Annotated in this window: 20 protein-coding genes; 19 read left to right on the top strand and 1 reads right to left on the bottom strand. The window is 49.5% G+C overall.

The window, feature by feature from the left end; all coding sequences use genetic code 11:
- Nucleotides 1-16: 16 nt before the first annotated feature.
- From ABEA66_RS32085 to ABEA66_RS32100, 4 genes are all read left to right on the top strand, one after another.
- On the top strand, nt 17-2,521 hold the full coding sequence (locus ABEA66_RS32085; RefSeq protein ID WP_345594006.1) for a glycosylhydrolase-like jelly roll fold domain-containing protein: 2,505 nt from the start codon (nt 17-19) through the stop codon (nt 2,519-2,521).
- Nucleotides 2,522-2,712: 191 nt separating this feature from the next.
- Nucleotides 2,713-4,041 (top strand): ABC transporter substrate-binding protein, encoded by a 1,329-nt coding sequence (locus ABEA66_RS32090; protein ID WP_345594008.1) that lies wholly within the window; start codon nt 2,713-2,715, stop codon nt 4,039-4,041.
- 169 nt (nt 4,042-4,210) lie between these two features.
- The gene (locus tag ABEA66_RS32095; RefSeq protein WP_345594009.1) at nt 4,211-5,533 is read left to right on the top strand and encodes a replication-associated recombination protein A; all 1,323 of its coding nucleotides are present in this window, start codon (nt 4,211-4,213) and stop codon (nt 5,531-5,533) included.
- A 209-nt stretch (nt 5,534-5,742) separates the two neighbouring features.
- The gene (locus ABEA66_RS32100) at nt 5,743-7,083 is read left to right on the top strand and encodes a hemolysin family protein (RefSeq protein ID WP_345594011.1); all 1,341 of its coding nucleotides are present in this window, start codon (nt 5,743-5,745) and stop codon (nt 7,081-7,083) included.
- Between the two features lie 149 nt (nt 7,084-7,232).
- Here ABEA66_RS32100 and mnmA read toward each other — a convergent pair whose 3' ends face one another.
- On the bottom strand, nt 7,233-8,318 hold the full coding sequence (gene mnmA / locus ABEA66_RS32105) for a tRNA 2-thiouridine(34) synthase MnmA (protein ID WP_079912938.1): 1,086 nt from the start codon (nt 8,316-8,318) through the stop codon (nt 7,233-7,235).
- Between the two features lie 259 nt (nt 8,319-8,577).
- Here mnmA and cymR point away from each other — a divergent pair, with 259 nt between their 5' ends.
- The 15 genes from cymR (at nt 8,578) to ABEA66_RS32180 (ending at nt 24,415) form a co-directional block, all read left to right on the top strand.
- Nucleotides 8,578-8,997 (top strand): cysteine metabolism transcriptional regulator CymR, encoded by a 420-nt coding sequence (cymR, locus tag ABEA66_RS32110; RefSeq protein WP_079912939.1) that lies wholly within the window; start codon nt 8,578-8,580, stop codon nt 8,995-8,997.
- 17 nt (nt 8,998-9,014) lie between these two features.
- Nucleotides 9,015-10,163 (top strand): cysteine desulfurase family protein, encoded by a 1,149-nt coding sequence (locus tag ABEA66_RS32115; protein ID WP_345594016.1) that lies wholly within the window; start codon nt 9,015-9,017, stop codon nt 10,161-10,163.
- 45 nt (nt 10,164-10,208) lie between these two features.
- Nucleotides 10,209-10,730: a PRC-barrel domain-containing protein gene (locus ABEA66_RS32120; RefSeq protein ID WP_079912941.1), complete on the top strand. Its 522-nt coding sequence runs from the start codon at nt 10,209-10,211 to the stop codon at nt 10,728-10,730.
- 10 nt (nt 10,731-10,740) lie between these two features.
- Nucleotides 10,741-10,938, top strand: a complete 198-nt coding sequence (locus tag ABEA66_RS32125; RefSeq protein ID WP_028549805.1) for a hypothetical protein — start codon at nt 10,741-10,743, stop codon at nt 10,936-10,938.
- A 323-nt stretch (nt 10,939-11,261) separates the two neighbouring features.
- Nucleotides 11,262-12,332: an AI-2E family transporter gene (locus tag ABEA66_RS32130; protein ID WP_079912942.1), complete on the top strand. Its 1,071-nt coding sequence runs from the start codon at nt 11,262-11,264 to the stop codon at nt 12,330-12,332.
- A 225-nt stretch (nt 12,333-12,557) separates the two neighbouring features.
- Entirely contained in the window at nt 12,558-13,838 is a 1,281-nt protein-coding gene (locus tag ABEA66_RS32135; protein ID WP_345594020.1) for an ArsB/NhaD family transporter, read from the top strand.
- Nucleotides 13,839-14,370: 532 nt separating this feature from the next.
- The gene (gene alaS / locus ABEA66_RS32140; RefSeq protein ID WP_345594023.1) at nt 14,371-16,998 is read left to right on the top strand and encodes an alanine--tRNA ligase; all 2,628 of its coding nucleotides are present in this window, start codon (nt 14,371-14,373) and stop codon (nt 16,996-16,998) included.
- Nucleotides 16,999-17,123: 125 nt separating this feature from the next.
- Complete coding sequence (locus ABEA66_RS32145; RefSeq protein ID WP_028549809.1) at nt 17,124-17,387, top strand: IreB family regulatory phosphoprotein; 264 nt, start codon at nt 17,124-17,126, stop codon at nt 17,385-17,387.
- Between the two features lie 64 nt (nt 17,388-17,451).
- Nucleotides 17,452-17,871 (top strand): Holliday junction resolvase RuvX, encoded by a 420-nt coding sequence (gene ruvX / locus ABEA66_RS32150; protein WP_079912945.1) that lies wholly within the window; start codon nt 17,452-17,454, stop codon nt 17,869-17,871.
- 5 nt (nt 17,872-17,876) lie between these two features.
- Nucleotides 17,877-18,185, top strand: a complete 309-nt coding sequence (locus tag ABEA66_RS32155; RefSeq protein WP_079912946.1) for a DUF1292 domain-containing protein — start codon at nt 17,877-17,879, stop codon at nt 18,183-18,185.
- Between the two features lie 22 nt (nt 18,186-18,207).
- Nucleotides 18,208-18,510 (top strand): DUF1292 domain-containing protein, encoded by a 303-nt coding sequence (locus ABEA66_RS32160; RefSeq protein WP_225947845.1) that lies wholly within the window; start codon nt 18,208-18,210, stop codon nt 18,508-18,510.
- A gap of 108 nt (nt 18,511-18,618) precedes the next feature.
- The gene (gene mltG / locus ABEA66_RS32165; RefSeq protein ID WP_345594029.1) at nt 18,619-19,686 is read left to right on the top strand and encodes an endolytic transglycosylase MltG; all 1,068 of its coding nucleotides are present in this window, start codon (nt 18,619-18,621) and stop codon (nt 19,684-19,686) included.
- Nucleotides 19,687-19,698: 12 nt separating this feature from the next.
- Entirely contained in the window at nt 19,699-20,631 is a 933-nt protein-coding gene (locus tag ABEA66_RS32170) for a peptidase U32 family protein (protein WP_345594218.1), read from the top strand.
- 43 nt (nt 20,632-20,674) lie between these two features.
- The gene (locus tag ABEA66_RS32175) at nt 20,675-21,955 is read left to right on the top strand and encodes a peptidase U32 family protein (RefSeq protein ID WP_345594031.1); all 1,281 of its coding nucleotides are present in this window, start codon (nt 20,675-20,677) and stop codon (nt 21,953-21,955) included.
- Nucleotides 21,956-22,417: 462 nt separating this feature from the next.
- On the top strand, nt 22,418-24,415 hold the full coding sequence (locus ABEA66_RS32180; protein ID WP_417629278.1) for a methyl-accepting chemotaxis protein: 1,998 nt from the start codon (nt 22,418-22,420) through the stop codon (nt 24,413-24,415).
- Nucleotides 24,416-24,529: the final 114 nt, after the last annotated feature.

Here is a 24,529-nt window from a genome sequence, read left to right on the forward strand (position 1 = left end):
GAGGACGGAAAACAACATGAAAGAAGTGCTATCGAATCAGTCCTTGGAGCAGCAATTTCTGGAGCCCTCGGACGAATTTACGCCGGTCCCGTTCTGGTTCTGGAACGATGCACTGACGGCGGAGGAAATCATTAAGCAAATCACAGACTTCGCGGATAAAGGGGTTATGGGCTTCGTTATCCATCCGCGAATAGGAATACCGGAGAGTATCCCGTACTTATCGGACAGCTACATGGACTTGGTTGAAGCGGCAGTAAAAGAGGCGTCACGATTGGGCATGACGGTGTTTTTGTATGACGAGGCCATGTATCCGTCAGGCTCCGCAAAAGGGATGGTGGTTCAAGACGATCCCGCTTATGCAAGCCGGGGCTTGAAGATGCTGGAATGGGATGGCTCCAAGCCGATCGAGCTATCTGACATTTTAAGCGAAGGCGATGTGCTGGTCTCCGTACAAGCTGTGAAGAAGAAGGATGGGAGCAGCATTGATCCCTCGGCTGCGGTCAAGGTTGAGCCTGTGAACGGAGAAGTTCTTATACCCGACGGGTATGCATCACTATTGCTGTTCATCGAGACGTATTCCAAAGGAACGATCCGGGGGATACATTTCGGCGAGGATGACGGGGAGCCTAATGCTCCGGCCTCCGCGGACCTGTTGAACCCTCTGGCCACGCAAAAGTTTATTCGGCTGACGCATCAGCGGTATTATGAACGGCTCGGAGCCTATTTCGGCAATACGATCCAGGCTATGTTTACGGATGAGCCGGACATTATGGGGCGCCGTCATGTGAAGGGGCTTAAGTCATGGACCACAGGGTTCCTGGATGATTTCCTGAAGGAAGGCTGCAGGGAAACCGACCTGCCTCTCTTGTGGCTCGAGGGGGACAGCTCGGAAGCCGTACGGCGGGCCTACCGCAAAGCCGTGAACAAACGGATGGTCGAAGCCTATTATAAGCCTCTAAGCGATTGGTGCGCGGACCATGGCATTGCGTTGACAGGCCATCCGGCGGCAAGCGACGAGATCGGTTTATTGGAGCATTTTCAAATTCCGGGACAGGATGTCGTATGGCGTTGGGTCGCTCCTGAAGACGGCAAAGCATTGGAAGGCCGGCATACAACCATGGCCAAATGCTCTTCCGATGCGGCAAGGCACAGGGGCAGACGCAGAAACCTCAATGAGTTTCTTGGCGTGTGCAGCCCGGGCGGCGGATGGGCTCTAAGCGGAGGAGACATCAAGTGGTACATGGATTGGCTATTGGTGAGAGGAGTCAACCTTCTATGCCCTCACGCATTCTATTATTCCATTGAAGGACCGCGCAGATATAACGAGCGTCCGCCCGATGTGGGGCCGAACAACATTTGGTGGCCGCATTACCGCCTTTTTTCCGATTACATGAAACGAATGAGCTGGCTTATGACGGGCAGCGTCAATACAACGCCAATAGCCGTTCTGTGCCGCGAGGATTGGCTGCCGTGGCAGGCGGTCAAGCCGTTGTACGAGCATCAGAGGGAGTTTAATTATCTGGAAGAAAGCTTGCTGGTGAAAGAAAACGCGATCGACAAAGGCTGCATTCGGATTCAAGAACAGGCTTACACTGTGGTGCTGGTGGAAAACGAACATTTATGGGAGGAAGAAACAAAGGCAGCCTTGCAGCTATTCCTCGATGGAGGAGGTACGGTCTTCGTACTTCATACGGAGGAGCAGGAGCGCGGCTTGCCGGCAACGATCCGGTTGACAAGTCCTGATCAATTGATTGCGGCACTGGATGACATCCTGCAGCCCGAAGTTCTGTTGGATCCTCCTTGCCCGGATATTAGAGTTAGTCATGTCGTAAAGGATGGCAATCATTTCTATGTGCTGGTTCATGAGGGAGAACAAGCCTACGAGGGAACCTTGTCTGTTGCAGTATCGGGGAAGACCGAGCTATGGGATCCGTGGGAAGCCAGGATTGGATCGGCCCATGCTCTCAGATCGAATCTCGGAACAACCGTTCCGGTTCGTTTGGACAGAAGGCAAAGTGCTATTTTCCGTATCGACCCGGCAATCGACCCGGCAGCTCCAATTGAAGAGAATAGAACGGCTGTGATAACCAGTGAAACGCCTGCATCGCAAAAGGCAGTGCGTGTTCTGGAAAACGGCTGGCGGGTGGAGTCCGCTGCCCCTGAAGCTTCCTCCCTGGTTACAGGATTAGGAGACTGGTCGGAGATCGAGGGACTGGAATCCTTTTCGGGTACGGTGCATTATGTGAACCGCTTTGTCATAGAGGAACCCGTCTCAAGTCGTACGGAACAGATTCTGCTCGATTTGGGAGAAGCCCATGAAATGGCGGAAGTGTGGGTGAACGGACAGTTTGCCGGGGTACGCATGTGGCATCCGTATAGGCTGAATATTGAAGCGTACGTCAAGCAAGGGGAGAATGAGCTTCGAGTAGCCGTTACGAACAGTCTGGCTAATAGGATCGATCGGGACAAGCGGCCTTCCGGCCTGATAGGCCCAGTAAGTATAGCGGAATACCATGTGTGATGGTTAAAGCTGGCGGAGGCTTAGGGGATTAGATGGGACAAGATGCCAGCACGATGCTATGAGATGATGCGAACGACGATTAGCCCAATACCTGGAGAAAGAAAAGAAAGGGTACAGGTCCCAAAGACGGCATTCTGTCACGGTATGCCTTGGATGGAGTCTGAAGTAGAAAAAAAGGGGAGTTGCATAAAATGAAGTGGAATAAGTCTATAGTCTCGGTTGTGGCGTCCAGCATGCTCATTTCCATGCTTGCAGCATGCGGAGGAAATGGTGGGGGTGCGGGGGCCGATAAAGGTACACCCGACAAGGCCGCCGCCAATTCGGATAACGAGCCGGCGAACCTGGTCGTTTATTCGAACAGCGGTGATTCTCCGGAGAGCTGGAATGAGCGATTCGGCAATGCGCTTAAAGAGAAATTTCCTAACTACAATATCAAGTACATTCAGAAGCAATCGAACTACGGGATTAAGGAGCTGCTCACCTCCGGCGAGACGATCGACATTTACTGGGATTCGATAGGCGGCTTCGCCTCCGGTCTTCTCGATAACGGACTGGAGTATGATATGACGGATTTGGTCAAGAAGCATCAGATCGATTTATCCAAGATTGAGCCGTCCGTGGCCGATTCCATCAAGCAGATTTCCAAGGATAAAATCTACGGTATTCCCGTTTTCAACAACAACATGGTTCTCTACTACAACAAAGATATATTCGATAAATTCGGCGTGCCTTATCCGAAAGACGGCATGACCTGGACGGAAGCGAACAAATTGGCCCAGCAGTTAACACGGGTGGACGGCAAAACCTATATCGGTCTCTCCTCATCCCAGACTCATATGCTTCCTATGAACCAGCTATCGATTCCTTTTGTCGATGCGGCAACCGATAAACCGACCATTTTCACCAATGAAAAGTGGCGCGAGTATTTTGAAACCGTGTTTGTCGGTCCTAGTAAAGCTCAGGGATATGTTGAATACATGAAGGAGCTTAAGGATGCCATTCCGTACCGCAATGAATTTTTGAAGGAGAAGAACGTAGCGATGTTCGCCTGGCTGTCCTCTATCGTCTTCGTATTCCCGGAGGAATTCCAGAGCATGAACTGGGATATGGTATCCCTGCCGACGTTCGACAGCCTGCCTAAAGTCGGTTCGCAGGCGTATCCTACTTATTTCACCGTGACCTCGATGTCCAAGCAAAGAGATCAAGCGATGAACGTAATCAAGTATTTAATTAGCGAGGAGCATCAAACCAAGCTGTCCAAAATCGGAATGATGCCGGTCTTGGATAATGACGCCGTGAAGAAAGTATACGGTCAAGAAAGTATTTTCAAAGGGAAAAACTTCGGCGCCTCGTTCTATAACAAGTTCGCTCCGATCCCTGAAAAATCCCGGTATGACAGCCTTATGCTGACACCATACGCCAAAGCGGTTCCTAAAATCATCCTAACCGGAGACTACAATACCGTATTCCGCGCGACCGAGGAAGATACGATGAAGAAAATAGCGGACGCCAAAAAATAATAGGGGTTTACTAGCTTCCGAGACGCAGGAAACGAGCTCGGCTACGGCCAGCGGACTGCGCTGCTCTCCGAATACGTTTGTAATTCCCTGAGGCTCCTTTATAATAGAGCATGTATGGTACACAACCGTGCATGCTCTATTACAGTTTTCATATAAAGGTAGTGATAGTATGGATTTGTTCTCATTGGCGGCAGAGCAGAATCAGACAGGCAAGCTGCTTGCAGACCGGATGAGACCGGTTACGCTTAATGAATATATAGGCCAAGAGCATATTGTGGGACCGGGCAAGCTGCTCCGGCGGGCCATTGAGGCGGATCAGGTGACCTCCATCCTGCTCTATGGCCCTCCAGGAACAGGGAAGACGACGCTGGCTCATATTATATCTCATGCAACGCAGGGGGCGTTCGTGAAGCTGAATGCGGTCGACGCTTCGGTGAAGGACGTCCGGGATGTGATTGAACAGGCCAAAACGAACAAGGAGCTGTATGGACGTAAAACCATTCTGTTCCTCGACGAGGTTCACCGTTTCAACACCTCCCGCCAGGATGCGCTGCTGCCTGCCGTGGAGCAGGGAATCATTGTCTTTATCGGTGCGACGACGGAGAACCCGTTCCACCATGTCAACGGGGCGCTGCTGTCCCGTTCGACGCTTTTCGAGCTGCATGCGCTGACGCATGAGCATTCCCTCATGGCGCTGAGGCGTGCGCTCAACGATCGTGAACGCGGCCTCGGCATGCTGCCGATCGAGGCCGATGAAGACGCGCTCTCGCATTTGGCGCAGATGGCCGGCGGAGATATCCGCCGCGCGCTCAATGCGCTCGAGCTTGCCGCGCTTACCACCCCGCCTGCTGAGGACGGGGCGGTGCGCGTGACGCTTGCGGTCGCCGAGGAGTCCATCCGGCGCCGCATCGTGAAGGCCGACGAGTCGACGCAGTACGACGTCCTGTCGGCCTTCCACAAAAGCGTGCGCGGCTCCAGCGACGCCGCGCTGTTCTGGTTCCTCTATGCCGTCGAGAAGCTCGGCATGGATCCGATGACCTTCCTGCGGCGTCTGATCGTCGCATCCAGCGAGGATATCGGGCTGGCCAATCCCCAAGCCATGGTGCAGGCCGTATCCGCCATGGACGCCTACCACAAGATTGGCTGGCCCGAATCGAAGTACGTGATCGCTCAGGCGATCCTGTTCGCAGTAGAGAGCCCCAAATCGAACGCCATCCCGATGGCGATCAGCAGGGTGATGGCCGCGTTCGACGCTATCGGCTCGGCAGAGGTGCCTATGCATCTCCGGGATACACATTACGCCGGCGCGGAGAAGCTCGGGCATAAGGGATATAAATATCCCCATGACTACCCGGGTCATTATGTGGAGCAGCAATATGTGCCCGGACCGCTGGTCGGTCAGCATTTTTATGAAGCGTCTCAGCAGGGTATGGAAGATAAGATCAGGCATAATCAGGAGCTTCGCAGAAATAGCAGAGGCCCTTCACGATAGCAAGGGAAGCTTGATGAACAGCAAAAACGGCCGAATGATGCTTTTTTCGGCCGTTTTTGCCCAATGGTTCAAGCCTTTATACGTTATCTTCACCATTTTTGGGCATAGCACACCGTTTGACTGTATAGCTTATTAATATATAATTTACAATATAAACCAAAGGGAGGTGTACCTATTCACCTTTAAACGGGGGAATAGGGAACGTATTGATGGATGGTGACCCGTTACCCGCGATATGGAATTTTAGTCTCGTGTTATTTCTGGTGTTATTGAACGGCTTCTTCGTGGCTGCTGAGTTTGCCATGGTCAAAGTCCGCAACAGCCGCATTGACGCGCTGGTGCAGGAAGGAAACCGGAACGCCAGATTCGCCAAGACCATCGTGAGCAACATGAACGGTTACTTATCGGCCTGCCAGCTGGGCATCACGCTAGCCTCATTAGCGCTGGGCTGGATAGGCGAGCCCGCGATCGCCAGGCTTCTTGAGCCGGCGCTGCGTCCGCTGCAGCTTTCGGCTGCGGTTATTCATACGATCTCCTTTATCGTCGCTTTTACGATCATTACCGCCTTTCACATCACGCTGGGAGAGCAATTCCCCAAAACCTACGCCATCCGCATGTCAGAGAGAGTTACTTTGCTTTCTGCCGGACCTCTCATTTTATTTTACAAGCTCATGTACCCTCTGATCTGGTTTTTAAACGGCACCTCGAACTGGATGCTTCGCAAGGCGGGGATTGAGCCAGCAGATGAACACCATACCGTACACACCGAGGAAGAAATTCGTGTTCTGATGAAGGAGAGCAACAAGAGCGGTTTTATCGACAATACCGAATTCACCCTCGTAGACAATATTTTTGATTTTGCGGAGACCAACGCCCGTGAGATCATGATTCCGAGAACTGAGATGATCTGCCTGTACGCGGACCTGTCCTACGAAGAAAACCGGATGATCGCTATTACCGAAATGCATACCCGATATCCGGTCTGCAATCCGGACAAAGATAATATTATCGGCTTTGTCCACATCAAGGATTTGCTGAAATCCGACCAGGACATCGATCAGATTCTCAGTATCGTTCGCCCCATCACCAAAGTGCCCGAATCGATGCAAATCAGCGCGCTATTGAAGCTCATGCAGAAGAAAAAGACTCAAATGGCCCTATTGATCGACGAATACGGAGGAACCTCGGGCCTCGTAACGTTCGAGGACATCATTGAAGAAATCGTCGGAGAGATTCAGGATGAGTTTGACGAGGAGCGTCCGCAAATCGAAAAAAAGGACGATGTGACGCATTCCATTGACGGACGTTTGCTTATTGAAGAAGTGAACAGCTATTTCGGATTGGAGATTGAATCAGACGATTATGATACGATCGGCGGCTGGGTCTATTCCCAAGTGGAAATGCCCCCTAGAAAAAGCCAGCGTATCCGCTATGATGACCATTATGATTTTATTATCGATGAAACGGACCAGCTACGCATTTCGAGAATTGTGGTGAAAAAGAGAGGGAAAGGGCATCCTCACTCGGAGAACCCGTCTGTCAGCATATAGCATAGGAGAAAATCTCACAAAGTAAAGCCTTGGCTTCAAGGCCGAATCAGGTACTTTGCGGGGGAAATCCTGAAATAAATTCATTCAAAGAAAGGTCACCTTATGGTTTCCCATAAAGTGACCCTTTTTGTCCCTTCCAACCGGCAATGTTAAGGAATCATGACATCGATGGTAGCTCCGCCGAGACATTCTTCCCCGTTATAGAACACGACTGATTGTCCGGGAGTAATTGCTTTTTGCGGCTGATCGAAAGTGACCTCACAGGTACCGTCTTTGCCGAAAGCAACCGTGACTCCTTGGTCAGGTTGGCGATAACGGAATTTAGCCGTGCAGCGAATGGGGGATTCAGGCAGCTTGCCGCTGATCCAATTGAGATCCGTTGCACGCAGCCCGCTCGAGTACAGGCTTGGATGCTTTTCGCCTTGAACGACATACAAAATATTGTTCTCCAGGTCCTTGGAGGCGACGAACCAAGGCTCACCGCTGCCGGAGCCTCCGATGCCGAGCCCTTGCCGCTGGCCGAGCGTATAATACATCAGGCCGTCATGACGCCCTTTCAGCTCGCCTTCCAGCGTGCGCATATCTCCAGGCTTTGCAGGCAAGTAGCCGCTCAGAAACTCCTTGAAGTTACGCTCCCCGATAAAGCATACACCGGTGCTGTCTTTTTTCTTGGCGGTGGCTAGACCTGCTTTTTCCGCGATAGCACGAACTTCCGGCTTCGGCAGATGGCCGATAGGGAACATGGCCTTGGACAGCTGGTACTGATTCAACGCATTCAGGAAGTACGTCTGATCCTTATTGCTGTCTACCCCACGGAGCAGGCGGAAGAGCCCGTCCTTTTGCTCGACTCTTGCGTAATGGCCTGTCGCGATATAATCGGCGCCAAGCTCCAGAGCTTTTTGCAAAAATTCACCGAACTTGATTTCGCGGTTGCACATCACGTCGGGATTCGGCGTTCTTCCTTTGCGGTATTCATCCAGGAAATACTGAAACACCTTGTCCATGTATTGTTTCTCAAAATTTACCGTATAATAGGGAATACCGATTTGATCGCATACTCGGCGAACGTCCTCCGCATCTTCTTCTGCGGTACAGTGACCGAATTCGTCGGTATCATCCCAGTTTTTCATGAAAACGCCGATAACCTCGTAGCCCTGCTCTTTCAACAGGAGTGCGGAAACGGAAGAATCGACTCCGCCGGACATACCGAGGACGACACGTGTTTTACTATTCATGCGGGTTACCCCTCCTTACAGCTTGTTCGACCTTAAGCTCGAAGCAGCCGGCAATTTCAGGCTGTTCAAGTTGATTCGTTCCGGCATCTGACGAGTATCATCAGAGCTTAGGAAAGTCGTATCTCTTGTATTATACATAGGTTTATTCGAATAATAAAATATTTCATGAATATGTCAAGTTTTTTCTCCCACTTTACTGGGTTTTATGTTACGATATAAAGGATACCAAAATGTATGAAATGTAAATGAGGTGCTTTATTTGAAAATTTCTACCAAAGGCCGTTACGGATTAACCATCATGATGGAATTGGCTACCCGATATGGTGAAGGCCCTACCTCTTTGAAAAGTATTGCCGAGAAGCACCAGCTCTCCGAGCATTATCTGGAGCAATTGGTTGCGCCTTTACGGAATGCGGGCTTGGTTAAAAGTATTCGCGGCGCTTATGGGGGATATATATTATCGAAAACTGCGGAAGACATTTCCGCGGGCGATGTGATTCGGGTGCTTGAGGGTCCGATCAGTCCGGTCGACTTTACCGAAGAAGATGATCCGGCCAAACGCGACCTGTGGGTTCGTATCCGCGACAGCATTGCCGAGGTTCTCGACTCTACGTCTTTGCAGGACCTGATATCCTATAAGGATGAAGGACAAAACGATAATTATATGTTCTACATATAATCTAACGGAGCACGGATATGACGTTTATTTACTTCGATCATGCTGCGACAACGCCGGTTCATCCGGAGGTTGTCGAGGCTATGCTGCCCCTATATACACAAACTTTCGGGAACGCCTCCAGTACACATAGCGCAGGAAGAGAAGCCCGTTCCGTTATCCATCAGTCGCGGGATACATTAGCTTCCTTTATCAGCTGCGCGCCTTCCCAAATTATTTTCACAAGCGGTGGAACAGAAAGCGATAATATGGCTTTGTTTGGTGCTGCCTATGCCAGGGCATCTGAAGGGAAGCACATTATTACAACCCAAGCCGAGCATCATGCCGTGCTGCATGCCTGCGAGCATCTGGAACGGCAGGGCTTTGAGGTTACTTATTTGCCTGTCGACATCACCGGACGCGTGCGTATTGCGGATGTAGAGCAAGCGATTCGCCCGGATACTATATTGATAAGCATTATGTACGCTAATAATGAAGTCGGAACGATTCAGCCCATTACGGAAATCGGTATGATAGCACGGGAGTGCGGCATTTACTTTCATGTGGATGCCGTGCAGGCGCTCGGAAATATCCGTATGGATTTGAGCCGTCTTCCGGTTGATTTCATGAGCTTTTCCGCACATAAGATTAATGGCCCCAAAGGAATCGGAGCGCTGTACGCAGCTAATAGAACAAGAATAGAGCCTCTTCTGTATGGAGGCAATCAGGAGCGCAAGCGCCGTCCTGGAACTGAGAACGTCGCCGCCATCGCGGGTTTCGCCAAAGCGGTTCAAATCTTGAGTCAGAACATGTATGAAAAGCAACAAAACTTGGAAAAACTACGTAACGAGATGATTTCGAGGGTTCAACAACAGCTCGGCAGCGAGCAGGCTGTGGTAAACGGACATCCTACAGAGCATGTTCCCCATATCCTGAATATGAGCTTTCCGGGTGTGTCGACGGAAACCATGCTGATGAGTTTGGATCTCGAGGGAATAGCGGCCGCCAGCGGCTCCGCTTGTACTTCAGGGTCCCTGGAAGTATCTCACGTTTTGAAGGCTATGGATCTTCCCGAGGAACGGATGGCTTCCGCAATACGTTTTAGCTTCGGCCGCGGAAATACATTGGAACAAATTGAAACGGCAGCTCTAAAAATTGCAACCATCGTAAACCGAGTCCGTAGTACATAGTAAACAAATGTTTATTTAACTAGCTGCTTCAGGAGGAAGTCTCCATTGAAAAGAGCGCGTGACGTGATCGGTTTGCCGATATTTTGCGTACAATCCGGTAAGCAGGTAGGTACGGCCAAGGATTTACTGCTCGGCGACGCTTGGCAGGTTGAAGCCGTACTTCTGGAGACGAAACATTGGTTTGCCGCTCCAAGCTGCGTTATGTGGAAAGATGTTATCGCTTTGGGCGAGGACGCCATTACGATTGAACATGAAGAAGTTATCAGCCGTCTGGATGAAGAGCAAAGCTATACCTCATTGGTTAACGGAGACAGGAAATTGAAGGGCATGCCCGTCTTAACGATAAACGGTCAGCAGCTAGGTATCGTTGACGATGTTTATTTGGATCAAAATAGGGGTAAAAAGGTAATAGGCTACGAATTGACAGAAGGTTTTATCTCCGATTTGAAGGAAGGGCGCAAATGGCTTCCTTTGCCTGATTCCGTTACTGTAGGTAAAGACGCGATTATCGTACCCGTTCACTGCAATGATACATTGGAGGAAAGTATAATACCAATTGAAGAATAGGGTGATTCAGATGCTACGTTGTCCAAATTGCAATTCCAAAGATATCGGCAAAATCGGCTCCCATCAGTTTTATTGCTGGGGATGCTTCATTGAGCTGACGGTGAACGGTGAAAAAATGTCCGTCTATCAGGTTGAAGAAGACGGAACGCTCAGTTCCCTTGATGATTTATTTTTCGAAGAAGAAATGCCTCAAGTCCATGCCAACTAACCCGTCGGTTAGGGCTATGACAAACGACATACGGCCGGTCTCAGCGTTTGCTGGGGCCGGTCTTTTTGTGCCGTGAATCTATAAGATTTCAGGGCATCATCTCGCAAAGTAACGTAAATCAGCTTCGATGGACAGCCCACGCTTTGTGGGTATTTTGTTTGACATGGGTAAACTGTGGACGTCGTGTTATTAACCATTGTATTCTGCAGCATTCAAGATATGATCGCCTCAAGCACAATTGTCGGGTGTCTAGGATTAAGATTCCAGGGTTGTACATATACTGTAAGAGTAGGAAAGAACGTGCTCCGAGGCAGGTGATCCGCATGGAACGATTTTATAAGAGCCATCTGTTTACGGTTCTTGTTTATATATTGTTGAGCTTATTGATCCTATTCTTTTTGCTGCAAATTCGTCCCATGATCGTAGCGATCTACGGCTTCCTCAAAGAAATTCTGGCTCCGTTTATAATAGCAATGATCATTTCATATGTGCTGAATCCGGTCGTTTCCCTGCTGAACGCGAGGAAGGTGCCCAGAACGGTCGCCGTGCTGCTCATTTATGCGGTGTTCATACTATCGACCACCGTCGTGCTGATGAATGTGATTCCCATGTTTATGAGCCAGTTGGCGCAGCTGAATAACCATTTGCCTCAGCTGGCTATGAAAGCCCAAGGGTTCGTGGACGGAATGAATAGCGTGCAATTTTTGCCCGACAGCGTACGTACCGGAATCAACCAGTCGCTGGCGAAGCTGGAGAACGGCATTTCGTTAGCCATTTCGCAGTATATAGACGGAATTGGAAGTACGATTAATATGGTATTTATCGCTTTCATTATTCCGTTCCTGGCGTTCTACATTCTCAAAGATTTTCAGCTTATCGAGAAGACGGCTTTGGCTATCGTGCCGAAAGCTAAGCGTAAGCAGGTCGTGACACTGCTCGTTGAAATGGACACGGCGCTCGGTAACTATATCCGAGGTCAATTTCTCGTATGTATGATAGTCGGGGTATTGGCTTATATCGGTTATTGGATCATCGGGATGCCTTATGCGCTGCTGCTGGCGCTGGGGGTAGCAATCTTTAATATTATCCCGTATTTGGGACCTTTTTTCGGGGCTGCGCCGGCCATCATCATGGCTGCGACCATTTCCTTGAAAATGGTGCTGATGGTCGTTATCGTCAATGCCATTTGCCAAATCCTCGAGGGGAATGTTATTTCCCCGCAGGTGGTAGGAAGGTCGCTCAAAATGCATCCTCTGGTCATTATATTCGCCTTGCTGGTAGGCGGCGAGCTGGCCGGTGTGATCGGGCTGATCCTGGCAGTTCCTTTCTTTGCGGTCATGAAGGTGATCCTGCAGCATGTGTTAATGTACTACATCCACCGCAGAACGACTTAACATTCTTTTTGCATAATGGCAGAAATATTTGGAACCATTGTTGGGTTGATGCGTATTACCATAAGCGCTGAAAAATAAGCGGTACAAGTGCATATGCATATGTTTTTTGGAGGAGCCTGTCACCAAGGGCTCCTTTTTGCCGTTTTCAGGCTTACGGTAAGTGCTTCGCAAACTAAGTTGTGCTTACGAAGCAAGTATGCTTCGCAAACTTTAAGGAGGGTCAACATGGATCAACAAGCATGGATTGCCATTGGAATTTTTCTAGTCATTTATGCACTCATCATTAGCGAGAAAATTCATCGAACCATCGTAGCGATGATAGGCGGAATCCTGATGGTGGCATTAGGAATTGTAAGCCAGGAAACAGCGGTACATCACATCGATTTTAATACGCTCGGCTTGCTGATCGGGATGATGATTATCGTCGGCATCACAGCGGATACAGGCTTATTCAAGTATATAGCCGTATGGTCGGCCAAGAAGGCAGGAGGACATCCTGTCAGGATTCTCGTCGTATTGTGCCTGGTTACCGCGATAGGCTCCGCCTTTCTGGATAATGTAACTACCGTATTGCTTATGGTGCCGGTTACGCTTAGCATCACGAGAAAGCTTCAGGTAACACCGATTCCCTATTTCATCTCGCAAATTATGGCCTCTAATATCGGGGGAACCGCTACTTTAATCGGGGATCCTCCCAACATCATGATTGGCAGCGCCGTCAAGGAACTTACGTTCATGGCGTTTATCAATAATCTGTCGCTAATCTCGATCCTGATTTTACTGGCGACGCTGCCCTTTTTCGTCCTGATCTACCGCAAGAAGATTCAAACCACGGATGAGCTGCGTCAAGGCATCATGGAAATGGATGAAAGGTCGGAGATTACCGACACTAAGCTGCTGGTGAAGTGCCTAACGGTACTAGGTTTGACGGTCTTTGGATTTTTTGTGCATCAAATCCTTCATCTGGAGTCGGCTACCGTCGCCTTGGCAGGCGCCTTCCTGCTGCTGTTATTAACGGGGGAGCACGCTCTTGAGCAGGCGTTCCATCGGGTAGAATGGACGACGATCTTCTTCTTTGTCGGTTTGTTCGTGCTGGTGTCCGGCCTTGTCGAGACGGAGGTCATAGCAGCCCTTGCGGAATATGCCATAGGCATTACCGGCGGGGACGTAACCAAATCGGCCATCCTTATCCTGTGGCTGAGCGCAATCGCATCCGCATTTCTCGATAACATCCCGTTTGTCGCCACGATGATCCCGCTCATTCAAGAGATGGGAACAATGGGGATTACGAATTTGGAGCCTTTATGGTGGAGCCTGGCGCTAGGCGCTTGTTTGGGAGGCAACGGCTCGCTTATAGGAGCCAGCGCGAATCTGATCGTCGCAGGAATCTCCGGAAGGGAAGGGCATCCTATTTCCTTTATGACTTTTTTCAAGGTCGCGTTTCCGCTTATGCTCTTATCGATTGTCATTGCGAACATCTACATCTATTTGCGATATCTAATGTAGAAGAAACGTTGTCTGTAATGTCGAAGCAAGCTGCTGCCGAGTTGACATGGATATCGTGAAACGTATATAATTTCCTTAATTACTGCAAAAAATGGATAATTGAAAGCGTTGATGAAATTCAGTAAGCCATAGCCCATGATCCAGAGAAGAGGCTCTGGTCCGCATCCATGATGGGGACTAGCTGAGAGAGCCTTTCCATGAAGGATGGCCGAAAGCTCATTTCGGAGTGCGGAACAAATCCGCCGGATGGACTCGTTATTCGTCTAATAAGGAGATTGTGCAGCTTGCAGGCAGGTAGGCATCAATGCGCTTGCATTAAGCAGCTGGACAGTAACCAGGGTGGTACCGCGATCGATTCGTCCCTGTCAGCAGGGGCGTTTTTTTGTTTTTTAAGATAGTTTTTGTGGCTCAGCTGGCGGCTTAAAGGGATTGCATTTGATAAAAGGCAGGTCCTTGTACAAGGCGTGCATGCGTCTGCTGACGGAACGGAGTTATCACAAAAACAGACTATATAGTAGGAGGATCAACAATTATGAAAGCCAGTGAAATTCGCTCCAAATGGTTGGCATTTTTTGAAAGCAAGGGACATAAGATCGAGCCGAGTGCTCCGCTTGTTCCTCATAATGACCCGTCGCTCTTATGGATCAACGCGGGTATGGCTCCATTAAAGCCTTATTTCGATGGACGAGTTGTGCCTGATAATCCGCGCATTGCCAATTCCCAGAAGTGTATTCGTACCAATGACATTGAGAACGTAGGTAAAACACGCCGTCACCACACGTTTTTTGAGATGCTGGGCAATTTCTCCATCGGAGATTACTTCAAGGAAGAAGCGATCACCTGGGCTTGGGAGTTCTTGACCGGCAAAGAGTGGCTGGGAATGGACCCGAATCTTCTGTCGGTAACTGTGTATCCCGAGGATACCGAAGCTTACGAATTCTGGAACAAGAAAATCGGTCTGCCTGAAGAATGTATCTACAAGCTGGAGGACAACTTCTGGGATATCGGCGAGGGACCTTGCGGACCTTGTACGGAGATTTTCTATGACCGCGGCGACGCTTACGGAGATCTGAACGATCCTGAGTGCTGGCCGGGAGGAGAGAACGAACGCTTCCTGGAAGTGTGGAACCTGGTGTTCTCCCAATTCAACCATAACAAAGACGGCAGCTACACGCCGCTGCCTAATAAGAATATTGATACGGGCGCGGGCTTGGAGCGTTTTGCGAGCGTATTGCAGAACGTGGATTCCAACTTCGATACCGATTTGTTCCAGCCGATTATTCAACAGACCTGCAAGCTGGCAGGCGTGAAATATAATGAGAATGAAGATCACGACGTCGCTTTGAAGGTTATTGCCGACCACATCCGTACCGTTGTTTTCTCTGTAGGCGATGGGGTGCTGCCATCCAATGAAGGCCGGGGCTACATCATTCGCCGCTTGCTTCGCCGCGCAGTACGCTACGGAAAAGTACTTGGAATGGATAAACCGTTCCTGTACACTCTGACGCCTGTTGTTGGAGAGGTCATGGGCGTTTACTATCCGGAAGTGGTGGAAAAGCGCGAGTTCATCGAGAAAGTAATCCGTACGGAAGAAGAGCGTTTCCACGAAACCTTGTCCGACGGACTTATGATCCTGGCGGAAATGACGGAGAAGGCACGCAAAGAAGGCAGCACGCAAATCAGCGGCCCGGATGCCTTCAAGCTGTATGATACCTATGGCTTCCCGTTTGACTTGACGGAGGACTTCGCCGCTGAAAAAGGAATGACGGTAGATAGAGAAGGCTTTGACCGCGCCATGCAGGAGCAGCGCGACCGCGCAAGGGTAGCACGTAAGGATGCGGACAGCATGAAGGTTCAAGGAGGACCGTTGTCCGACTACACGGTTAAAAGTGAGTTTGTTGGGTATACTGAATTGGTAACAACTGCTAAAGTGATTGCTATCGTTCATGAGAATCAATTCGTCGACTTGGTCGGCGTGGGCGAAACCTGCCAGGTCATTCTGGATAAAACGCCTTTTTATGCCGAAAGCGGCGGTCAAGTGAGCGATCATGGCGTGATGACGGCAGGGGAGCTTACGCTGCGTGTCGATGATGTTGGGAAAGCGCCTCATGGCCAGCACGTGCATACCGTAACGGTCGAATCCGGCGTTCTCCGCAAAGGAGATACCGTACAGGCGTCTGTTAACGAGGAGCTGCGCGACGATATTATCAAAAACCATACGGCGACCCATTTGCTGCACAAAGCGTTGAAGGAAGTGCTGGGTGAGCATGTCAACCAGGCGGGTTCCTTGGTAGCTCCGGAGCGTCTGCGCTTCGACTTCTCGCATTTTGGAAGCATTAGTGCGGAGGAGCTGCAGGATATTGAGCAGCGCGTTAACCGGCAAGTTTGGAAAAGCACGCCGCTCAACATTTCGCTGAAGCCGATTGCTGAAGCCAAAGCAATGGGAGCAATGGCCCTGTTCGGTGAAAAATACGGCGATGTCGTCCGTGTAGTGCAGGTAGGCGACTACAGCCTGGAGCTGTGCGGCGGATGCCATGTTGCCAATACTAGTCAAATCGGCTTGTTCAAAATCGTCGGTGAATCCGGCATCGGTTCCGGTGTTCGCCGGATCGAAGCAGTAACCGGACGCAATGCATATGAGTATTTGGATCAGCAGCTTCAGCTGCTTCGCGACTCTGCCGGATTGTTAAAAGCCAATATTCAAGACGTGCCGAAGCGGATTGACGGCCTGTTCGCACAACTGAAGGAGCTGTCCCGCGAGAACGAGTCGCTCAAGGCAAAGCTTGGCAAAATTGAAGCCGGCTCCTTGACGGATCAAGTGAAGGATGTCCAGGGCGTGCCGGTACTGGCTGCTCAAGTAAGCGCTGGAGACATGGAATCGCTGCGAGGCATCCTGGATCAAATGAAAGCCAAGCTCAGCTCAGCGATTATCGTGCTCGGCGCCGCATCCGAGGATAAAGTGAACCTTGTGGCGGCTGTAACGCCAGACTTGATTTCCAAAGGCTTCCATGCCGGCAAGCTGATCAAGGAAACAGCGGCAATCGTAGGCGGCAGCGGCGGCGGACGTCCGGATATGGCGCAGGCGGGAGGCAAAGACGCGTCCAAGCTTCAAGAAGCGCTTCAGCAAGTCGAGAAGCTGGTTGCTCAGGTAACGGCGTAAAAATTCAAGCAAGCCTAAAATAAATTTGCTTTGTCAACAGGAATTATTCGACAAACAGCGAATATAAGATGATATCGGCTGTTGTCAGCTATGTTTTACATTTATGTTTCTAAGGGGGTGTTGGGATGAGTTCGATGGATAAAACGATGAAATTTAACGTAAAAGCGGAAGAAATCGAAACATCGCCCAAGGAAGTCATGTTGGCGGTATATGACGCGTTACAGGAGAAGGGCTATAATCCGATCAATCAAATTGTGGGGTACCTTTTATCCGGCGACCCGGCTTATATTCCCCGTCATAACAATGCAAGAAGCATAATTCGCAAACGGGAGCGCGATGAACTGATCGAGGAATTGGTCCGTTCCTATTTGCAGCAGCATAAATCGTAATGAGTAAGCAAGGCCTCGGGTGCAGAGACTAAGTCCGGGGCCTGCCTTTGGGAGTTTACAAGTCATGCAGCGTTTAATGGGTTTGGATTATGGAGACAAAACGATCGGCATTGCTTTAAGCGATGAGCTCGGCTGGACCGCGCAGGGCCTCGAAGTTATTCGTCGTACGACCTTGGAACGGGATTTCGCAAGAATCCGTGAAATCATTGACCAATACAGTGTCAGTGAATTGGTTGTCGGCTTGCCGAAGAACATGAATAATACGATTGGGCCGCGCGGTGAAATCTGTATCGAATTTGCCCAGTCATTGCAGCAAGCTTTGCAAATGCCCGTCCATTTATGGGATGAGCGCCTAACTACCGCGTCCGCGCAGCGAACGCTGCTAGAGGCTGATGTAAGCCGCAAAAAAAGGAAACAGGTCATTGATAAAATGGCAGCTGCGCTTATTTTGCAAGGATATATGGATTCCAAATCGAAGAGGTGAATGGTATGTCTAAAGAGGAACAACTGCAGGAAGAAGAATTGGATATCATTGTTATTCCGGATGACGATGGCAATGAAGAGGAATTTGAAGTGGTTGCAAGATTCGAGGTAGACGGTTCGGACAAAAAATATTTGATGGTTGTTCCGATGGACGCCGACGAAGAGTCGGATGAAGTGTATGCCTTCCGCTACGAGGAGGATGGAGACGACTTGCAGCTGTACACCATCGATGATGAAGAAGAATGGAATATTGTGGAAGAAACGTTCAACACGCTGATGGATGAAGCGGCGGAGGACGAGGAAGAATCCCGTTAAGCCAAGGCAGGAGGATTATCCTTTGTACGAATTGAAAGATATGAAACCAACGAATCAGTTGCGCAGCGCATACGGAGATGATATTATTTTGTATGACGACCGCGAACAATCCGTTGCTTACAAGCTTCTGGCCGAATTTCAGCTGGGCGACCAAAGCTACGCGGTGCTTCAGTCTGAGAAAGGCAAGAACGAAGAGCCTGAGATCTTCAAGGTTACCTCGACTGAAGGGGAGCTTGAACTCGAGACTATAGATGACGATGACGAGTGGGAAATGGTGTCCGAGCTTTACGACGAGATGACCTTCCCGCAAGACGATATGGAGTAAACGACAATTTGCTTTCAAACGGAGGCGAGCGGAGACAATCCGCTCTTTTTCGTTGTTTGGATGGCAATAGATAGATATAGCTTTTGGTGAAAGGAGCCCAGGGAAAACGTGACTGCAGGACCCAGAATGGCGTTAGGCAAGAAGATCGCCATAATCATCATAATCGTTTTTCTGGCGGGTGCAGCCGGTATCGGTTGGTATGCAAGACAAACGCTTCGGCCGATGCCTTCATCTGATCAGCCTGTGCGTGTAGTGATCCCTTCGGGGACAGGTTCTTCAGCCATTGCGCAGAAGCTGGAGCAGTCAGGACTTATTCCTAATGCGACTATGTTCACCTTGTATTTGAAATACAAAGGGCAAGGGGATAAGCTGCAGGCCGGCGAATATGAGTTAACTCCAGGAATGTCGCTGGATGCTATTATAGACGTACTGAACAAAGGATTGACCATCAAGGAGCAGGGAGTCAAATTGACGGTTCCTGAAGGCTTCACAGTCAAGCAAATTGCTGAGAAGGTGAATCAGCAGTTCGGGACAGAGGCCGGTTTGTTTGTAAAAGCCGCACAGGAAGGGAACCATTATACCGCACATTCATTTTCCTATATACCTGACAATCCACAGGTGAACAACAGGCTGGAGGGATATTTATTTCCTGAGACGTACGAATGGAAGAAAGATATTCCCATCGAGGATATGCTGGACCAAATGATGCTCGAGCTGGATAAGAAGCTTGCCTCGCTTCCCGACGGTTGGCAGGAGAGCATCCGTTCACGCGGACAAACGGTCCATCAAATGATGACCGTTGCCTCCCTTATCGAAAGGGAAGTCGTTCTGGACGAGGAGCGTCCGCTGGTGGCCAGTGTCATTTACAATCGATTGAGCAAATCTATGCCGCTGCAAATTGATGCGACGGTCCAGTACTTGCTGGATAAGCCTAAAGAACGATTATTTGAGAAAGATTTGCAAATAGAAAGCCCTTATAATACGTATTTGCATCCCGGATTGCCCCCGGGTCCGATAGCTAGCCCTAGTCTAGCCTCTATCAAAGCCGCAATCCAGCCCGCTGACACTAAATATTTGTTTTATGTCACCAAAAAAGACGGAAGCAAGGGGCATTTATTTGCGGAAACCTATGAGCAGCACCAGCAAAATATTGCGGCAAGCAAAAAGAACCAATAAGGAGAGAGTGGTATAATGAGAAAACCGGAGCTGTATATATCAGCCGGCTCGGCGGAAGAGGTAAGAGCCTATATCGAAGCGGGTGCTGACGCTGTTGCTGTAGGCGAGCACCGATTCGGAATGCGATTGCCGGGGGAGATTAAGCTAGACGAGCTAAGCGAGCTGATCCCGTGGGTTCATGAGCAGGGAGCCAAAATTTATGTGGTAGCCAACAAAATTATGGAGAATGATCTGCTTGCAGAGCTGGCCGATTATTTACGCCGTGTCAAAGAATTGAAGGCGGACGCCGTCGTATTCGGGGATCCCGCTGTGCTGATTGCTATCCGCCAAGGCGCACAAGGATTGCCGCTCCATTGGAATGCGGAGATGACCTCGACCAACTATGAAACGGCGAATTACTGGAGAGCCAAAGGGGCAACAAGGGTCGTTCTGGCGCGCGAGTTGAACTTGGAAGAGACGCTTGAGATCAAGAGACAGCTTCCCAACATGGAAGTTGAAGTGCAGGTCCACGGTATTACGAATATATACCATTCCAAACGGAATCTTCTGACGAATTATCAGGAGCATCAAGGGCACGATCAACGCCGGGGTACAGGCAAGGAGGAAGGGCTTTTCCTTATCGAGCAGGAACGTAAGGATGAGCGCTACCCGGTCTATGAAGATGCCAACGGAACCCATATTATGAGCTCGGACGATATTTGCATGCTGGAGGATTTGCATGAGCTGATGGGCGGGCAAATTGACAGCTTCCGAATCGATCCCCTGTTGAAGCCGCTTGAATATAACTTGACTGTGATTCAAAGCTACCGTAAAGCGATCGATGCGTACTTTGCCGATCCGGAGCAGTACGCGTTCCAGGAAGAGTGGATGGATGCGATTCGTGAGCTGCAGGACCCGCGGCGCGAGCTGTCATTCGGATTCTTTTATAAAGAACAAGTCTATTAATGCATCGGAACACAAGCATATTATTGAATAAGGGGTTGAAACCATGACTTTGGTACAGCAAGATCTACTTGGCAAACGTGTACGCCTCGAAAAGCCTGAGCTGCTTGCTCCCGCAGGAAGCTTGGAAAAGCTGAAATTTGCGGTTCATTACGGGGCGGATGCGGTTTATATCGGCGGTCAACAGTACGGACTTCGCTCGAACGCGGACAACTTCACCTTTGAGGAAATGCGCGAAGGCGTGGAGTTCGCTGCGCGCTACGGAGCCAAAGTGTTCGTTGCAACGAATATTTATGCCCATAATGAAGATATAGCCGGGATTGAGGACTATTTGCGCGGCATTCAGGATGCGGGTGTAGCTGCCATTATCGTCGCCGATCCGGTGATTATTGAAGCATGCAAACGTGTAGCTCCTAAGCTGGAGATTCATTTGAGCACTCAGCAATCGACGATGAACTGGCAGGCCGTCCAGTTTTGGAAGGAAGAAGGCGTGGACCGGGTCGTCTTGGCTCGCGAAGCGAACATGCAGGAAATTGTAGATATCAAGAAGCATGTTGATGTTGAAATCGAAGTATTCGTCCATGGCGCTATGTGCAGCTCTTATTCGGGACGCTGTGTCTTGTCGAACCATTTTACCGATCGGGATTCCAATCGAGGCGGCTGCTGCCAGTCCTGTCGTTGGAAATACGATTTGTTCACGACCGAAGAGGATCGGTTCGAAGGCATCAAGGAGCTTCCGCTGTTCAGCGAGACGGATAATGCGTTCTCTATGAGCTCGAAGGATCTGTGCATGATTGAACATATTCCCGATCTTGTCCGTTCGGGTGTAGACAGCTTCAAAATCGAAGGCCGTATGAAAAGCGTTCACTATGTAGCAACGGTTGTGAATGCCTATCGTCAAGCCATCGACGCCTACTTCGAAGACCCGGTGAACTATACCTTAAAGCCGGAATGGCAGTATGAGATCCAAAAGGCGGCGAACCGTCCGTTGAATACAGGCTTCTTCTATGATGAGCCGGGACATGAAGACCATATCTTTGAACCGGAAGATAAGGCTGCTCCTTACGACTTTGTGGGTGTGGTGATGGAGTATGATGAAGCTACGGGTATAGCGACGATCCAACAGCGAAATCACTTCAAGCCGGGACAAGAGGTTGAATTCTTCGGGCCTAAAGGCACCTTCTTCAAGCAAACCGTACCAGCTCTTTATGATGAAGAGGGGGTCGAGCTCGACGCTGCCCGCCACCCGCTGCAAAGAATTAAACTGAAGGTGGATCAACCGGTCAAACCATTCGACATGATGCGTAAAAAAATGAGGAAAGCGTAATTGCGCTCCCATAGATGAACTATCGGAAGTCCCTGTATATCAGGGGCTTTTTTCTTATGTTCTAGGAAGTAAGGCCCATGGACAAAGTTGTAAAAAAAGAATATTATGCTACGTGTTACCATGGAAATGTTTGTAGGTTGACGAAAGCGATCATAGTAAGTCGACAGAACTATTTTTTTTGCAATGAAAGCGATTTTTTGAGAGGAATTAGGCGGACCATGTCGAATAACATGGTAAGCTTAAACTGCATCCCAACTACGCAGAATAACCTATTTCAGAAGCAGGGTGGTGGGTCCTTTGAAGGGGATACTGTCTTTATTGAAACAATGGACAGAGAAAATCGGTAACGGGTTCAAGGCAAGAAAAGTACAAGGAAAAGGATCAAGCGGCCAATCACTGAAAGAAGCTGTGCCCGGATCGCTGGGTGGTTTGCGATTGGAAAACCCATTGAAGTCTGTCGGGATGAAGCTGTTCCTGATCTTCCTGGTCAGTATTTTGTTTTTCGTGCTGACGGTAGGGTTTACTTCATTTAACATTTCCAGCGGCGTGCTTCAACGGAAAGTGGTTGACGCTTCCGAGCAAACTATCATTCAAGCAGGTCAAAAGCTCGATTTATTGTATGGAGTCTATGAAGACCTATCCATGCAAATCTTATTGGATGATGAGATGAAGAGGCTGCTGACCGAAGTGGATGGTGTGAATCGAAGCAGCTATGATTTCTTGCAGTTAAGACAAAAAATCGGCGATAAGCTGAACGTGTATACATACTCCAACAAGACGATTAAAGCAATCCATTTGATTCGTGCGAACGGAGAGCCGCTCAGTGGCTCCGGAAGCACTATGAGCAAGGAAACCGTAGCGCAGGAAGATTGGTACAAAAAGATTGTGGAGAACAACGGAAAGGCGACTTGGCTGGAAGCCAAAGTCAAAGGCTATTCCGAGGCGACGAATGGCTCGACCTTCGCATTGGGACGTTTGCTGAAAAACACGGCGACGAACACGCCTCAGGCGATTCTGTTAATGGAAGTTAGCGTTGACGCCATCGATAAAGAGCTTGGGGATATCAAAATGGGTGACGAGGGGCAAACTCTGATTCTAACCCCGGACATGAATGTCATCTTCTCCAACGACCGCAGCATGATCGGTGAGAAATCCGCTTTGGATGTAGCGAAAGAGTCACTTGCAGAAGAGTCTCATAATACGATGACAGCCAAGAAGGACAAGCAAATCGTTTATTATAAATCACCAAAAACGGGCTGGTATCTGATGGGTGCTATGCCGGTAGCCGAGCTGGTGAAGGATGCCAAAGTCATCTTCAATATCACTTGGGTAATGGCTATCGTAGCGGCTCTGATTGCCGTCGTTATCGGAATTTTCGTAGCAAGAATGATCGGCCGTCCGGTTGTCACCCTGCGTAACCTGATGAAAGAAGGGGAGCAAGGGAACTTGACCGTTCGGGTGAAGGTCAGCAGTCAGGATGAAATCGGCCAGTTGGGTCAAAGCTTCAACCAGATGATGGAGAAAATCACCCAGCTGGTACAGCAAACGAACCATTCTGCACAAGAGGTTTTGGCTACAGCTGCAGAGCTGTCCGACGCCTCCAAGAAAACGGCTGTATCAGCCAAAGAAATCGCTGTTGCAACGGAAGAAATTGCCGGCGGTGCTTCCAGCTTGGCCGTTGAATCGGAGCGCGGCAACGAATTGACGCATAATATCAGTATCCAGATGAAATCGGTTATCGATGCCAATCTGGTTATGGGTAAGGCAGCTTCCAGCGTTCAGCAATCCAGTGAGCAAGGGATTCAGTATATGTCGGATTTGATTGGTAAAACCAATGAGACCGAGACGATGACGCGTGAAATGGTTGATAAGGTTGACAATCTGAAGGAAAGCACCCGCTCGATCCGCAAAATTCTGGATGTACTGAACAATCTGACGAAGCAGACGAACATTTTGTCCTTGAATGCAACCATTGAAGCGGCACGCGCTGGTGCAGCCGGCAAAGGATTCATGGTCGTTGCCGATGAAATCCGCAAGCTCGCCGATCAATCCCGTCAATCGATTGCTATTGTAGGACAAGTGACGGAAACGATTCAAAAAGAAATCGATGAAACGGTTAATGCGCTCTCGAACGCGTATCCGATGTTCCAACAGCAGATCGTTGCTGTAAAAGAAGCGGATTCAATATTTAAAGAAGTTCATTCTCATATGAACGGATTTATTACCCAATTGTCAGAAGTGACGGAATCGATTGATAATTTGAATGCGTCCCAGGTAGTCCTGTCCGATGCGATGTCCAATGTGAGCGCCGTTGCCGAGGAATCTTCCGCGACTTCCCAAGAGGTAGCTTCGCTGAGCTCTGAGCAATTGAACATCAGTACAGGCCTGGTTCGCCTGTCGGATAAACTGGAGCAGCTGTCCAATTCGCTTCAAGAATCCTTGTCCAAATTTGAGGTATAACTTTTCGAATCCAATTGTTCATCTAACTATAAGATTCGCTTCAGTAAGCTTTTTTCAGGGCGTGCTTCTGGCCTTGAAAAAAGCTTTTTTATTTTCTAGTCTCCCATGCTTAAG

Source organism: Paenibacillus vulneris, assembly GCF_039543185.1.
GTDB lineage: Bacteria > Bacillota > Bacilli > Paenibacillales > NBRC-103111 > Paenibacillus_S > Paenibacillus_S vulneris.